Annotated in this window: 9 protein-coding genes; 3 read left to right on the forward strand and 6 right to left on the reverse strand. The window is 56.8% G+C overall.

The annotated features are described in order from the left end of the window. Positions 1-91: 91 nt before the first annotated feature. On the forward strand, positions 92-1,228 hold the full coding sequence (locus CIK94_RS11360; protein WP_144008384.1) for an AraC family transcriptional regulator: 1,137 nt from the start codon (positions 92-94) through the stop codon (positions 1,226-1,228). A gap of 138 nt (positions 1,229-1,366) precedes the next feature. On the opposite strand, the gene CIK94_RS11365 is transcribed toward CIK94_RS11360, so the two are convergent. The 6 genes from CIK94_RS11365 to CIK94_RS11390 form a co-directional block, all read right to left on the reverse strand. Next, a complete protein-coding gene (locus tag CIK94_RS11365; RefSeq protein ID WP_094387037.1) occupies positions 1,367-2,785 on the reverse strand; it encodes an aspartate ammonia-lyase in 1,419 nt (472 codons plus the stop codon). A 189-nt stretch (positions 2,786-2,974) separates the two neighbouring features. Then, on the reverse strand, positions 2,975-4,318 hold the full coding sequence (locus CIK94_RS11370; RefSeq protein WP_094423158.1) for an anaerobic C4-dicarboxylate transporter family protein: 1,344 nt from the start codon (positions 4,316-4,318) through the stop codon (positions 2,975-2,977). 301 nt (positions 4,319-4,619) lie between these two features. Then, entirely contained in the window at positions 4,620-7,883 is a 3,264-nt protein-coding gene (locus CIK94_RS11375; RefSeq protein ID WP_254046211.1) for a glycosyl hydrolase, read from the reverse strand. A 2-nt stretch (positions 7,884-7,885) separates the two neighbouring features. After that, complete coding sequence (locus CIK94_RS11380; protein WP_094387034.1) at positions 7,886-8,407, reverse strand: NUDIX domain-containing protein; 522 nt, start codon at positions 8,405-8,407, stop codon at positions 7,886-7,888. A gap of 208 nt (positions 8,408-8,615) precedes the next feature. Next, the gene (locus CIK94_RS11385) at positions 8,616-9,779 is read right to left on the reverse strand and encodes a TlpA disulfide reductase family protein (RefSeq protein ID WP_022310606.1); all 1,164 of its coding nucleotides are present in this window, start codon (positions 9,777-9,779) and stop codon (positions 8,616-8,618) included. Positions 9,780-10,241: 462 nt separating this feature from the next. Then, the gene (locus tag CIK94_RS11390) at positions 10,242-10,850 is read right to left on the reverse strand and encodes an RNA polymerase sigma-70 factor (RefSeq protein WP_094387023.1); all 609 of its coding nucleotides are present in this window, start codon (positions 10,848-10,850) and stop codon (positions 10,242-10,244) included. A 285-nt stretch (positions 10,851-11,135) separates the two neighbouring features. Here CIK94_RS11390 and CIK94_RS11395 point away from each other — a divergent pair, with 285 nt between their 5' ends. Beyond that, on the forward strand, positions 11,136-12,146 hold the full coding sequence (locus CIK94_RS11395) for a FecR family protein (protein WP_094423090.1): 1,011 nt from the start codon (positions 11,136-11,138) through the stop codon (positions 12,144-12,146). Positions 12,147-12,194: 48 nt separating this feature from the next. Continuing rightward, the gene (locus CIK94_RS11400; RefSeq protein WP_094423091.1) at positions 12,195-15,503 is read left to right on the forward strand and encodes a SusC/RagA family TonB-linked outer membrane protein; all 3,309 of its coding nucleotides are present in this window, start codon (positions 12,195-12,197) and stop codon (positions 15,501-15,503) included. Positions 15,504-15,508: the final 5 nt, after the last annotated feature.

Consider the following 15,508-nt stretch of genomic DNA (forward strand, 5'->3'; position numbering starts at 1 on the left):
CAAAGGTAACAAAATATTACAAAATAACCATGTATTTACTCCAGAAATATCACTTTACTGCCTGTTTTTCTGACATTTGTCATGATTTTCGGTGATTTTTGTTAGCTTCGTGTTCGCTTTTGCCGTCTTTATGATTGTCGGTGCTGCCGCCGAGGGCATCTCGGCGGTCGTCGGGATGGTCACGAGGGTCGCCGAGATGCCCTCGGCGACAGCCGCCATGGCTTCGGGAGTAAGAATTGAGGGGGATAACGTAAAAATAGGCGCCAAAGCCGCCTGTTTCTGCGATTTTATTGTTACTTTTGCCCCAAATGTCGGGGGCGCAGGTCCGCTCTCCGTTGCGGCATTGCCGTGCAGCCATGCAGCAAGCGCCTCTGACCATGAAGACTCTAATGGCATGAACCAGAAGATATACAACCTGGAGGATTTTGCCACCCAATATCATCTCAGCGATATATTTGGTGCCTATGCCGCCCACTTGGCTGTCACAGCCGGGGAGGGCGCGACGCTCGTCGACATGATGGCCGAGCGCACGCTCTTCACCAAGCTGCTGCTGGTGGAGCGGGGCAGCTGCCGGCTTGTCGACGCCGACGGCGAGGGGCCCGATGCGGTTCTCTCTCGGGCTTCGCTCCTGGTGGTGTCGGTCCGCGACACGGCGCAGCTGCGCGATGTGTCGCCCGACTTCGAAGCCGAGTGCGTGCTGGTCGACGAGTCGTTTGCGCCGCACGCCTCCCACTACCGCCTCACCGACGAGAAATACAAGAGCATGCAGGATATCTTCCACTTCATGCGCGATATCGTGCGCCACCAGCACATCAACAAGATAGAGATGATACAGAGCATGGTCAACGTGCTGCGTCTCATCATCGACGAGCTGCCCTACACGCAGCGCTCTATCTCCCACGACTTGGGGCATAAGAAGGCGGTCTACGAAGTGTTCCTCCACCATCTTTATCGCAACTTCCGCAAGGAACGCCAGATACGTTTCTATGCCGACAAGCTCAATCTGTCTGCCCCTTATCTCTCCCGGCTGGTCAAGGAGATAAGCGGCTCTACCATCAATGACCACGTCACCTCGCTGCTCTACAAGGAAATCTGCAATATGCTTACCCAGACCGACATGACCATGGGCGAGATAGCCGACCACTTGAACTTCAGCGACCAGAGTGCCCTCACCAACTTCTTCAAGCAGCGCTCGGGCATGACGCCCATAGCCTATCGCAACCGATAGACCCTCGATGGCTCCCTGCGAGTCATCGCTGTGCCCGCCGCAGCCATCCTGAAACAAAACAAGCCTGCAAGCCTAACCCCGAGAGAATGAGGGGTGTCGGCCTGCAGGCTCTTTACATACATATATATTGGGATTACATTACTTCAGCGTAAACTTGTGCGACTGGAGCATCTCCTTGGGGTCGAGGGCTTTGTCCAGCTCTTCCTTGGTCATAAGTCCCTTCTCGATAACTATGTCATAGACCGAGCGGCCGGTATCGTGGGCTTCCTTGGCTACCATCGAACTCTTCTTGTAGCCGATGATGGGGTTCAGGGCGGTCACGATGCCAATGCTGTTCTTGACCATCTCGTAGCAGTGTTCCTTGTTGACGGTGATACCGAGGATGCACTCTTCGGTAAGGGTCTCGATGACATTCCTCAGCCAAGTGAGGCTCTCGAAGAGGCTCTCTGTGATGATAGGCTCCATCACGTTGAGCTCCAGCTGGCCGGCTTCGGCGGCAAAGCTCACGGTGGTGTCGTTGCCGATGACCTTGAAGCAGACCTGGTTGGTTACCTCGGGGATGACGGGGTTCACCTTGCCGGGCATGATAGATGAACCGGGAGCCTTGGGAGGCAGGTTGATTTCGTTGAGACCGCAGCGGGGACCTGAAGCCATGAGTCGCAGGTCGTTGCAGATTTTAGAGAGCTTGATGGCAAGACGCTTCAGCGCTGACGAATAGCTCACATAGGCGCCAGTATCGGGCGTAGCCTCTACGAGGTCACTTGCCGAGATGAAATTCTCACCGGTGAGCTTGCTCAGATTGGCTGCGCAGAGCTTGGCAAAGCCAGGCACGGCGTTGAGACCGGTACCGATGGCAGTACCGCCCATGTTGATTTCGTGCAGCAGCTTCACGTTGCGCTCCAGGTTGAGGATTTCCTCTTCCAGGTTGTTGGCGTAGGCCTTGAACTCCTGACCCACAGTCATAGGCACGGCGTCCTGCAGCTGTGTGCGACCCATCTTGATGGTGTCGGTGTACTCTTCGCCCTTGTAGCGGAAGGCGCTGATGAGTCCGGTCAATGCCTTGACCAGATGGAGGTTCATGCGGATAAGCGCAAGGCGTATACTGGTGGGGTAGACGTCATTGGTACTCTGGCCACAGTTGCAGTGGTCGTTGGGAGATACATACTGGTAGTCGCCTTTCTGACGGCCAAGAATTTCGAGTGCACGGTTGGCTATCACCTCGTTGGCATTCATGTTGACCGATGTACCGGCACCGCCTTGCACCATGTCGATGGGGAAGTTCTCATGCCACTTGCCGTCGATAATCTCACGGCAGGCTTCGGCCATGGCGCCCGAGATTTCGTCGTTGATGACTCCGAGCGAGTGGTTGGTCTGTGCGGCAGCCAGCTTGACGTACGCGATGGCGATGATAAAGTCTGGATAGTCACACATAGTCTTGCGCGAGATGTGGTAATTGTTGATACCGCGCTGTGTCTGCACGCCATAGAGGGCGTCGGCGGGAACGTTGAGTTCGCCCAAGAGGTCGGCCTCTACTCTGAATTTCTTTTCGTCTGTCATAATATAAATGGTTATATTGTTTGTATTCGTGTCTGTGATGGGTATAACCATCATCTTGGTATTTACAGGGGCAAAGTTACGCCTATTTGTTCATATTCCTTTTATAAAAAACGAACCTTTATTTGTAAAAACCTATCCCTTGCCGGTTTTTCTTTGGTTTCAGGCAGTTTGGCAGTGCCCGCCACGGTGCTACATGAACTGGATGATGAGATAGCCCACGCCGATGGAGACCACGGTGGTGATGATGCCGGGCAGCTGGAAAGAGTGGTTAATCACAAATCGCCCTATACGCGTCGAGCCGGTACGGTCGAAGTTGATGGCAGCGACGGTGGTGGGGTAGTTGGGCAGGAAGAAGTAGCCGTTGACCGCCGGAAACATCGCGATGAGCGCCAGTGGCGGGATGCCGAGTCCTATGCCCAAGGGGTAGAGGGTGCGCACGGTGGCAGCCTGGGAGAAGAGCATGATGGACATGATGAAGAGGGCTATGGCGAAGAGGAAGGGATAGTGGGTGACGATGTCGGCAATGTGGTCTTTGAAGAAGGCGAGGTTGCCGTTGAAGAAGGTGTCACCCATCCAGGCTATGCCGAAGATGGCGACCAGGGCACACATGCCCGCGTCGAAGACATTGCCCTTGACGGCGGTCTGCACGCTGGCTCTGCTCACGGTGAGGATGAGCGCGGCGGTCGACATCATCACGATCTCGATGGTCTCGGGCATGGTGACGCGGTGCAGCTCGCCATCTATCATGAACGCGGGCCGCATGGTGGGGATGCTGCCAAAGAGCACCACCAGCACTACGCCTGTGAGAAACGCCAGCACGGCATACTTGGCCTTGGGGTCGGGGTTCTTTATCATCTCGTCTATCAGACGGAGGTCCTGCTCGGGCCGTATCAGCCCCTGGCGCACGCGCTCGCAGTAGATTTCGTCTTCGTGCAGCTCTTTGCCTATGCGGTTCTGTACCCATGCAGCCACGATGATGGCCACCAGCGAGGCGGGGATGCAGACCATGAGGATGTGCTTCAACTCGATGCCCGCGCCGCCCAACAGGTCGGTGCTGATGACGGCTGCGGTGGCTGCCGAGACGGGGCTGCCGGTGATGCCGAGCGAGGCGGCTATGGTGGCGACGCTCAGCGGCCGCTCGGGGCGTATCTTGGAGTTGGTGGCAATCTCAGAGATGATGGGCAGGAGGGAGTAGCAGGTGTGGGCGGTGCCTGCCACGAGGCAGAAGAGCCACGTGGTGAGTGGGCCGAGGTAGGTGATGTGGGTGGGGTGGCGGCGCAGAAACCTGGCGGCGAGTCCTACGAGATAGTCCAGACCTCCGGCGGCTTGCAGGGTGGCTGCCGCCGTGATTACCGACACGATGATGAGCATCACGTCGATGGGCAGATGGCCGGGCTTGAGTCCGAAGATGAAGACGAGGATGAACACACCTACCATGCCGTAGATGCCGAGTCCTATGCCGCCCGTGCGGGCGCCCTTGAATATCAGTGCCAGTACGATGGCAAACTGTAGGAGTATGATAGCTGTCGCCATGATGATTAGGTTCTCTGTTTTTAGGTTTGAGGTCGATGATGTGCCTTTGCCGTAGATTGTGGCGGGCATCAAGTGCAAATATACGCCATTTTCTTCAGACTCTGCCTATAAATTCATGATTATTGTTGGCCGCGGGCAAAAGATTTTTCGCGTGGGGCGGGGCTGCATCCATACGACAATGCCGCCGAAGTCCGCCGCCGACCATGCTGCGTGGCTCTATGCCATGTCTGGTCGGGTGCGGCGCTTCGGCGGCATCGTGTCTATGTGTTCCCCTCCGACGGTGAGCCGGAGGGTGGGGGTGCTACTTGCCGGCAGGGGTGCAGAGCAGGCGTACGCCGCCCAGCAGACCTGCGGGGAGAGGCTTCGACGAAGCTCTGAAGGCATTGTTGTAGGATGCCCATGCGTAGCGTTTCTTCTTGTCGGGCTGCTTGTCGCCTATGACGCGGTTGGCCCACAGGTTGGTGACGCGCACCTCGAGCTTGTTGCCCTTCTTCTTGAGTGCGGGCGTGATGTCGATGGCGTAGGGCGCCTTCCAGAGTATTCCCAGCATCTGGCCGTTGAGGTAAACCTCTGCCATGCAGCCCACTCCGCCCAGGTCGAGGCGGTAGGTGGCGCGCTTGTTATATCCCTTGACGTCAAAGTCACGGGTATAGACAGCCGTGCCTGAGAAGTAGCGTATCTGGGCATCATCGCTCTCGGTGAGCGAGCGCAGGGTGGGCATCTCGATGCTCTCGGGAGTGTCCTGCACACCACCGAAGTAGACGTGCCAGTCGTTGTCGAGCGTCATCACTTCCTGTTCCTCGGCGTGGGAGATGGCCAGGTGCTTCTCGTCGGTAGGTTCGGTGAAGACGATGAAGAGCGCACCGTAGGGGTCGAGGTCAAGGTCGATGCTGGTATGGCCGTCAGCCATAGTATAGCCCACGGGCTTGATAGAGGCGTTCTCTGCGTTCCAGAGCATGGGCTTCTTGCCGGTCACGTTGAATGAGGCTGTGATGCGCTTGGGCTGGTCTATCGCGTTGGCCACCCAGTAGATTTCCGAGTCTGCCGTGCGGCGGTGCATCCAGCGTATGCTGTCGGGCGTAGCCTTGTCCTTGTCGGCTGCCACGAAGCTGAAGTCAGGAGCCACGCCCGTCTTGGCGAGTGCCTCTTCCATCGACAGGTTTTCCATCACGTTTGCGCGGTTGCTGTCCCATATCTCTGCCACCAGGCGGTGCCACTCGGCGTCGTCGCCCTTGAGGTTGGGCTGTATGGTGGGGCGCTTGCCGCAGATGGGGGCGCCAGCCTTGGCGAGGCGGGCTATCGCCTTGAGCTCGTCGACGGTCATCCGTGTCACCTGGCGGTCTATTACCAGCAGTCGATAGCTCATTCCTGCCTTGGTAGTGAGCTTCTGTCCGTCGTAGCCGAACACGTCCATGAGCGCGCCGGGGTTCACGTAGTCGAAGTTATAGCCACGGGGAATGGCGGGATGGTTGTGGGCGAAGCGGCCGGTGACGCTGTTGTCGCCGCCATAGTAGTAGGCGATGTCTGCCACGTATTTGCCCTGCTGCATCATGTAGCTGGAGCGGCCGAGATAGTCGGTCCATGGGCGGGCTTGCTCTGCCCAGGTCTCGTGGCGGTTGAACCACTGGCCGTAGATAGCCAGAGCGAGTCCGGGCTTGCGGTCGTCGACGGGCTGATGGGCGCTCTCGTGGATGATGAAGCGGTTAAGACCGCACGACATCATGTAGTCGGCGATGGGTTTGAGGTTGCCGGGATAGAAGGTATAGCACATCTCGTGGCGGCCGTCGGCGGTGAACGACTCGCCAGCCACATACTTCTTGCCATAGATGTGGGCGGTAGAGGAGGTCTCGCGCAGGTCGCACTCATACATGCTCAGGTCGGCGCGCTTCTCTGCCCACATGGCGCCCATAGGGATGTCGCCTTTCGCCTTGACGCTGATACCGTCGGCGAGCATCTGGCGTCCGTTCTCGTGCGACTCGATATAGATTTTCATGCCATGACGGTGGGCGGCATCAGCCACCTCGGCGTAGAGCGACTCGTCCATGAGCTCGCCGATGGTCTGGCGATAGTCGTAGAGGAACTGCTCGCTCTGCTCCACGCTTCCCACGATGACGCCGGTAAGCACGGGCAGCCAGGGATAGATGCTATAGCCGCGCCGACGCTCAAACTGTGCCGGCATCTGCAGGGTCCATGTGGCTTTGCCGGGCTCGTAGCTGTCGATGAGCAGATACTGGATGCCGCGCTTGCCGATGTTGCCGCCAGAGGCGTCGCGATAGAGGTCTATATAGTGCTCGATATACTTGTGCACAGCCTCGCGGTCCATCTTGTCGACCTCCAGACCCGTGGCTTCGGGCGAGGCAGGGCCGTTGCGCGAACCGAAGAGCGACGTACCGAAGCGGTAGATGACCCAGTTGCCACGTGGGGCGTTCCAGGTGAGGCGTCCGTCGGCGTCGACCTTGTCGGTGAGCACCACCACATCGCCTGCAGCCGACACGTCGCTGTCGGGGCGTGATGGGTACTGGTCGAGGTCGCCGAAGGAGGTAAATCCAGCCTTCTCCTCGGCAAAGTTGATGCGGCTGGTGGTGTAGAGGTTATACTCCATCAGGTTGACATACTCGCCCTGCTTGTCTTTCTGCGGCAGCTGGCATACCACGCGGAAGCAGCGTGCCGTGGTGGGAGACAGGTCGATGGTCTGCTGGAACGTACCGCTCTGCGGGATGTCGCATACCTTGGTGAATGTCTTGCCGTCGTTGCTCGTCTCCAAGCGGTAGTACAGCGGTGCCGACCAGCTGTTCCAGGTACTGCGGTTGTTGCCGTCCGAGAGCGACAGCGCCTTGATGGTTACGGGCTTCTCAAAGGTGTACTGTGCCCAGATGTTGCCCTCGGCGTCGGGTTCCACGCGGGTACCCTTGCTGTAGTCGCCGTCGGTGAGTTGTGCCACCGTGGGCTCACCCTTGCTCACCGTGATGGTGGGGTTGAGAGAGGCTATATCGATGTCGGTATCGGGCATACGCACTGCCACGATGCCTATCTGCTGACTGAAGGTTTCAGGGCTGTTGGTGTTTTCTACGTTCTGGAAGTGTCCGGTGGTGGTGTAGATACCGGGGAGATTGACGGTGAGTTTCTTGCCACCCTTTACCCTCACCGCGCGCCACGTGATCTTCTTCATGGCATCGTGGGGAGTGACCCAGGGACCGCCCGTGTTGCTCCAGCCTGGCGAACTGGGGATGGCCATCGTCATGCCCAGCGAGTCGGCAATGTGCACGGCGTAGCGGAAGCAATCTTTCCACTCGGGCGTCATGTACGTGATGCGGTGGGGCACTATCTGCGGCGTGTTCAGACCGGCATCGAAGACATGGATACCGGCTATTCCGGCGCGGTGCATCCACTCCAGGTCTTTCTTGATGCCATACTTGGAGATATTGCCGTTCATCCAGTGCCACCACACACGAGGTCTCGCCTCTTGGGGCGGGTTGGCAAACTGCTGTTGCAGGTCGCTCTGTGCCATGCTGCCTGTAGCTGTGGTCAGGGCCATGGCGAGTAAGATGGTTCTGATATTTTTCATGCTTATATCTGATTGTTATTGATTATGCGTTTCACTCCCTCGCGGATGGAGGTGAGCCCGAAGTCGTCAGGGTGTATCTCGTCGGGGGCGAGCCACAGGGTCTCGGCGGCGTCGTCGCCGGCAGCGAGCGTCGAGATGTCGTCTACGCGACAGCGGAAGAAGAGGTCGAGTGTGGGGATGTCGATGCCGCTGTAGAGATAGCGGTTGGGCTGGCTGAAGAGGTAGTCCATGGCGGTCACGGTGAGCCCCGTTTCCTCCTTTACCTCGCGCGCCACGCCAGTTTCTACCGTCTCGCCCATGTCGGCAAAGCCTCCCGGCAGGTCGAGCGTGCCTTTGGCGGGCTCGCAGCGACGGCGCACCACGAGCAGCCTGCCACGCTCGTCGTAGATGAGCGCCACATAGGCTGCGCTGGCATTGACAAAGTATTCGAAGCCACAGTTGTGGCAGCGCATACTCTTCGCTGAGTCGGGTTGGAGACTGCCTCCACACACGGGGCAATGCTTGAATCGTGTAAGTATATCCATCGCAGTTGACAAGTTAATATGCAATATTACGAAAAAAACGCCGATGACGCCGCTCTTTTATCATAAAACATAGTTGTAAATCAAAAAAAAGCGACCCGTGGTTCACACCAGAGGTCGCTCATCGGTTGATGATGTTTTTATGAATGCTTAAAGTTCTCGTTATATCATAGAGCGCAGGCTGGAGGTTATGTCCCGGCAGCCCGTGGTCTTATAACAGTTTCTTGATTTCGGCGTCGATGTCGCTTACCTGCTCTCCGCGCTTGTAGAGATTGTTGTTGCGGTCTATCAGGAAGAACGACGGAATGCCCATGATGTTGTAGGTGCGGGCAGAGGTGCCGGCTTCGTCGCGCACGCTTATCCAGGGCAGCGCTGCAGTCTGTGTCTTCCAGAAGTGCTCATTGGGGTCGAGCGAAATCTGGTAGATTTCCAGACCCTGGCCATGATACTTGTTGTAGAGGTCACGCATCATCATGATGCGCTTGGTGCTCTGCTCGCTGGCGAAGACATGGAAGTCGAGCAGCACCACCTTGCCCTTGAGGTCGGTGAGACGGCGGGTCACACCCTTGTTGTCGGTGAGGGCGAGGTCTATGAGTCCGGCCACCTGCACCTTGCTGGCGTCAATCTGGCTGGCAACCTGCTCGTTGCGCACGATGCGCTGGTCCTTCATACTCTCGATGGCAATATTGTGGAGGTTGGTGCCGCGCTCAGCATTGGGGTGGAAGGTGTCCCAGCTGGTGGCTACGGCAGCATAGACCTTGATGTCGTCGCTGTTGAGACGAGGGTTGAAGATGAGCGCCTGACGGTTGCCCAGCACATAGGTCTGGAAGAGCGCGAAGTAGGCATAGCTCTTCATCGGCTCCTTGTAGATATAGTTGAGCTTCACATCTTCCTTGTAAGCGGCGAGCACTCTGGCCACAGCCACTTCCACGCTGTCTACGCCCAAGGCGGGGTTGGCGACGAGGGCATTGATGGTGCGCTGCAGCTGCAGCTGCTTCTGGGCCAGTTCACGTATCTTCTTGCAGTTCTCCGAACCTTCGACCTCGTATTCGGCCGACATGGTGGGGTAGGAGGCATTGAACTTGACGGTCTCGGTAGAGTCGATGGCAACATTGATAATCTGGCCGGCTATACGCAGACGGTAGAACTCGGGGGCGTCGGTGGCGTCGGCCTTGAAGTCGAAGGCACCGTCTTCGCCCAACTTGACAGAGTCGAGGACTACAGGTCCGTTGAGGCTGAGGTTCTCAAAATAGAGTGTGGAGTCCTTGGCGTCCTTGATGTTGCCATTGACCTCAAACTTCTTGTTGCCACAGGCCGACAGCGCGAGCACAGCCACGCCCACGGCCATGAAAGACATGATTTTGGATATCTTCATTTCAGTCTTGTTTACTTTTTCCACTACAAAGGTAGTGCAAACCGAGTGAAATACAAAACTAAATTGCATTTTTTTTGGTCATTGCCCCCAACCAGCCCGTTCTGTCGGCTCCCGTGGAGGGCTTGTCTGGCGGTCGTGGAGGGGCGGTAGACGGTCGTGGAGGGGCGGTTGGCTCGGCAGAAAGCGGGTTGCCAGTCGTGGAGTGTGCCGCCGCCGGCGTGGTGATCATCATGGCGGGCTCGTATCATAAGTCACGTGGGCTCGTGCCTTATGTTACGCGGCTTCGTGTCTTGCGTCACGAGCGTACGTACCTTATGTTACGAGCCGCCAGTGGTGGTCACGGCAGTCGTGATGACGGTCTCTGCGCTCGCCGAAACCATTGGCAGCGAACTGAATACGCGCAGTGCTGCGCCCAAGGTCGAGGGGCGCGTGGCAGAGATGGAATAAGAGAGGGGGAGGCGATTATGCCATGGCGATGAGCCATAGCAGGAGCAGCGCGGAGGCTCTGCCCGTTTTGAAATGGGTGCGGAAAACGGCAAGCGCCTTGGTGATGTGCTTCTCGACCACCTTGACCGAGATGCCCAGCTGGTCGGCTATCTCGCGGTTCTTGAGTCCTTCAAAGCGGCTCATGGTGAAAATCTCGCGGCAGCGCGGCGACAGTTCTTCCATGACCTGCTCTATCTGGCGGGTCAGTTCGTTGTAGAGCGTGTCGCTGTCGGTGGTGCCCTTCATGTCGGTGCTGTAGAGCTCTTCGGCGCCGGGTATCTTGCTGAGCGAGCCTGCCTCGTAGCCGTTGACCATCGTCTGGTGCTTGAGGTAGTTCAGACAGCCGTTGCGCACCATGGTGAAGAGCAGAGATGAAATGGAGATGAACGTGATGCTGTCTCGGCGTTCCCACAGGTGGATGAAACAGTTCTGCAGGATGTCTTCCAAGTCGTCGCTATCGCTCACAAAGCGGTTGGCATAATTGCGCAGACGAGGGTAGTACGTCTTGAAGACATACTCGAAAGCATCGGCGTCGCCGTTCTGTATTCCCTCAAAGAGTTCGCTTTGTTCCTTATAGAAACGCATGGTTTTTACACTTTTTTATTCAGTCACCACGGGCGTGCTACACCTTATTATATATTATATAGATGGCTCCGACGACCGCTTGCATCACGATTGACGGTGCAAAAGTATGAATTTAAGCAGAAAAGTGCAAATATTTTTGAAAAAAAGTTATCTCCGAGGGCGGGTAAAGTGTCTACGGGTTGTTTCAATAGTGACAGTATGTCAGTTTTGACGTGCTCGGGCGTCTTCGGAAAGACCGCTGGCGCCATCCTAATAGTGAAACCAATACTAACGTTATATTAAGAAATGTTGATGGGAAGTGAAATGAAGGCATTGGCCAACAAGTATTTCGAGGGAAAGATTTCCCGCGAAGATGAGAAAGCTCTGTTCGATTACCTCGCACAGGACAGTGAGGCCCTTGCCACTTTCCGCAGCTGGGAAGCCGAATGGGCGTCGCGCCCACACTTCGATATGGTCACCGAAAGCGCATGGACACGCTTCTGTGACTGGATGTGTGGCGCCGAGGCTCGTCGGCAGCGCCGGCCAATGTGGCGTGTGGCAGCAGCGGCTGCCGTGGTGCTGCTTATGTTGTGCTCGGCTTTTGTCGGGTGGTATGCCACCAGCCTTCAGCCCGAACACTACTACACCCTCACCGCACCTATGGGCAGCAAGACCCGCCTCTCCCTGCCCGACGGCTCGCTGGTATGGCTCAACGCAGGCTCTTCGCTGCGCTATTCCAACCGCTTCGGTGACAATAACCGCCGTGTAGTCCTCGAAGGACAAGGCTATTTCGAGGTCGCCAAGCGCGATGGCGCCGAGTTTGTGGTAAACACCCGCGGCTACGACGTGGTGGTCAAGGGTACCCGCTTTGACATCTCTGCCTACAATGATGACAAAAACATCACCACGACCCTCTTGCAGGGTAAGGTGGTGATAGACCGCGGCGCCGACCGCCTCACGATGGAGCCCGGCGATATGGTAAGCCTCAATGTGATTACCGGAAAATTCTCCAAGAGCCGCTATACCACCGACCACCATGCGTGGGTACAGGGCATGACCGAATTCTCTGAGATTAGCCTCGAAGACCTCGCCAAGCTGCTCTCCCGCCGCTACGCTGTAAACATCACTATCACCTCTGAGCGTCTGCGCAAGATGGAGTTTGCCATCTCGCTGCGCAACAAGGAGACCATAGACGATGTGCTCGACGCTCTCCAGAGCATCACAAGCATGCAGGTATGTCGCGATGGTAAGGAGATTCCCATCGGCGACTGCCCCCCGCCCCGCCAATACCAAAACACCTCTACTAAACACTACTGAAAATAAAACCTATATATTAAATTGTCTAACTAAAAACAACCAACTGCTATGAACAGTAAGCAAAGCAAATTGCTCGGCATCTGCCTGTTGGTCACACTGATGTTCAGTGCGCTCAGCATGAGTGCTCAGACCGTTACCAAGACGTTCAGTAACGAGAGCCTCCGCAACGTATTGAAAGAAGTGGAACGCCAAACCAAGATGTCTGTAATCTACAAAGTGGACGAAGTGAACGCCAGCCAGAAGGTGACAGCCACCTTCCATGCCACACCCGTCCGCGACGTGTTGACCAAGGTCTTGGGTTCTCATCTTGGCTTCAAGATAGACCACAAGATGATTACCATCTTCAAGCGTGAAGCCAAACCCGCTGCCAAGGACCCCCAGGCTCCCAAGAAGACCGTCAAAGGTCAGGTGCTCGACGAGAACGGTGAGCCCGTGATAGGCGCTACCGTACGCAGCAAGGCCACTGGCGCTGCCGTGGTGACCGACCTGGACGGCAACTTCACCATCTCTGCCGAAGAAGGCAGCAAGATAGAGGTGTCGTATCTCGGCTACCAGCCCAAGTCAGTTACCGCCAAAGGCGACAACCTGACCGTAAACATCGCTCAGGACGAGAAGACCCTGAACGAGGTGGTCGTTACCGCCCTGGGTATCAAGAAAGAGTCGAAGGCGCTGACCTATAACGTGCAGCAACTCAAGAACTCGGATATCACCGGTGTCAAGGACGCCAACTTCATGAACGCCCTCGCCGGCAAGGTGGCAGGTGTCGAAATCAACGCCAGTGCTGCCGGTATCGGTGGCGGCGTCAAGGTGGTGATGCGTGGTAACAAGTCTATCAACGGCAACAACAACGCCCTCTACGTGATTGACGGTATTCCCATGCCTTCGCTCCAGGCCAACCAACCTACCGACGCCTACCACGGTGACGCCCAGACCGGCGACGCCGCCTCTATGGTGAACCCCGATGATATCGAGAGCATCTCGGTGCTGAGCGGTGCTGCCGCCTCTGCCCTCTATGGTAGCGACGCTGCCAACGGTGTGGTCATGATTACCACCAAGAAGGGTACTGTGGGCAAGGTGCGCGTGAGCTACAGCAACAACACCTCCTTCTTCTCACCCTTTGTGACTCCCGAGTTCCAGAACACTTACGGACAGACCGGCAACGGCACCTTCTCAAGTTGGGGCTCCAAGCTGGCTACTCCCTCAAGCTACGACCCGCTCGACTTCTTCCAGACAGGTTACAACGTGGGCAACTCGGTTACCTTCTCTGTAGGTTCGGAGCACAGCCAGACCTTTGTCTCTGCCTCTACCACCAATGCCGAGGGCATCGTGGAGAACAACGAGATGTCGCGCTACAACTTCACCATCCGCAACACCACTGACTTCCTCAAAGACCGTCTGCACCTTGACCTCAGCGCCATGTACATGAGTGTGAAGGAACAGAACATGATATCCCAGGGTTTCTACTTCAACCCCATCGTCCCCGTCTACCTCTTCCCCGCCGGCGACGATATCCGCAAGTACACTCCCTTTGAGCAGTACGACCCCGAACGCAACTTCAAGACCCAGTACTGGCCTTTCGGCAACCAGGGACTCTCCATGATGAACCCCTACTGGGAAATCAACCGCGACATCGCCGAAAACCACAAGGACCGCTTTATCCTCAGTGCTGGTCTGACCTTCGATATCGCCAAGGGCATCACCCTCTCTGGCCGTGCCAAGATGGACAAGACCTCTGGCATCTATGAGAAACGCTATGCCGCCTCTACCGACCCCCTCTTCGCCGGTGAGTATGGTGCCTATTACCGCACCAACGACAACACCCGTCAAATCTACGGCGACGCCATCCTGAATATCGACAAGTACTTCGGTGACTTCTCGCTCACCGCCAACCTCGGTACCTCTATCAAGGATGTGGAGACCAGCTACACCTATGTCGGCGGTTTCCTCAATGTCGCCAACAACTTCACCCTCAATGCCGTAAACCGCGCCAACTCACACATGGACGCCGACCCCGCACTCAACTACCACCACCAGGTACAGAGTGTCTTTGCCACCGCCCAGGTGGGCTATAAGAGTATGGTCTATCTCGACCTCACCGCCCGCAACGACTGGGACTCTTTCCTCGGCAACACCCAGTATCGCAACAAAGGCTTCTTCTATCCCTCTGCCGGTGTGAGCGCCATCCTGACCGAGATGATACCTGGTCTGAAGAGCAAGGTGCTCTCCTTCCTCAAGCTCCGTGGCAGCTACAGTGAGGTGGGTAACACACCCGAGAAGTTCTATGCGCTCACCCGCTACACTTACTCCAACGCCGCGCCCTCTACTACCTCTTACTATCCCAACAACAACCTGAAGCCCGAGCGCACCAAGGCATGGGAGCTGGGTCTGCAGGCCAACCTGTGGCAGGACAAGGTAAACCTTAACGTCAGCCTTTACTCTACCCGCACCACCGACCAGTTCTTCCTTCCCGAACTGTCTGCCTCGTCGGGTTACAGCAAGCTGCCTATCAACGGTGGTCGTATCGACAACAAGGGTATTGAGGCTTCGCTCACGCTGAACCAACCTCTGGGTCCCGTGAAGTGGTCAAGCACCTTCACCTACACCCTCAACAAGAACAAAATCAAGCAACTCCTCGCTCCTACCGAGCTCACCCTTGCCAACGGCAACAAGGTAAACGTGTCGCTCGACGGCATGGACATGCTCAATCTGGGTTCTGTCAAGGTGCGCCTCACCGAGGGCGGCTCTATGGGCGACCTCTATGTCACCATCCCCAAGATGGACGAGCACGGCTACCTCATCGTCGACTACACCTCACGCAACATCGCCGGTGTGGATGAAGGCAAGTATGTATATGCCGGCAACGTCAATCCCAAGTATAACATGGGCTGGCGCAACAGCTTCTCCTGGAAGGGCATAGACCTGGGCTTCCTCATCAGTGCCCGTGTGGGTGGTCGGGTATCATCCATTACCCAGGGCTACATGGACTACTTCGGTGCCAGCAAGACTACAGCCGAGGCCCGCGACCTGGGTGGCGCACTCGTCAACGGCTACCGCATCCCTGCCCAGGACTACTACAGCAAGATAGGTCCCAGCGTGGGTGCATACTACATCTACAGCGCTACCAACGTGCGTCTGTCTGAACTCTCTGTGGGCTACAGTCTGCCCATCAGCAAGTGGGTGCCCTGGATAGAGAACCTGCGCCTCGCCTTCACCGGCCGCAACCTGCTCATGTTCTACTGCAAGGCTCCGTTCGACCCCGAACTCACCGCCAGTACGGGTACCTACTTCACCGGTATCGACAACTTCATGATGCCGAGCCTGCGCAATCTTGGTTTCTCTGTAAAAGTTGACTTCTAAAGACC

The organism is Prevotella sp. P4-51 (assembly GCF_002251455.1).
GTDB lineage: Bacteria > Bacteroidota > Bacteroidia > Bacteroidales > Bacteroidaceae > Prevotella.

Bases quoted from the DNA above. Each gene is read 5' to 3' on its own strand.
- CIK94_RS11365 (WP_094387037.1), bottom strand. From the start codon at position 2,785: ATGACAGACGAAAAGAAATTCAGAGTAGAGGCCGACCTCTTGGGCGAA.
- CIK94_RS11370 (WP_094423158.1), bottom strand. From the start codon at position 4,318: ATGGCGACAGCTATCATACTCCTACAGTTTGCCATCGTACTGGCACTG.
- CIK94_RS11375 (WP_254046211.1), bottom strand. From the start codon at position 7,883: ATGAAAAATATCAGAACCATCTTACTCGCCATGGCCCTGACCACAGCT.
- CIK94_RS11380 (WP_094387034.1), bottom strand. From the start codon at position 8,407: ATGGATATACTTACACGATTCAAGCATTGCCCCGTGTGTGGAGGCAGT.
- CIK94_RS11385 (WP_022310606.1), bottom strand. From the start codon at position 9,779: ATGAAGATATCCAAAATCATGTCTTTCATGGCCGTGGGCGTGGCTGTG.
- CIK94_RS11390 (WP_094387023.1), bottom strand. From the start codon at position 10,850: ATGCGTTTCTATAAGGAACAAAGCGAACTCTTTGAGGGAATACAGAAC.
- CIK94_RS11395 (WP_094423090.1), top strand. From the start codon at position 11,136: ATGTTGATGGGAAGTGAAATGAAGGCATTGGCCAACAAGTATTTCGAG.
- CIK94_RS11400 (WP_094423091.1), top strand. From the start codon at position 12,195: ATGAACAGTAAGCAAAGCAAATTGCTCGGCATCTGCCTGTTGGTCACA.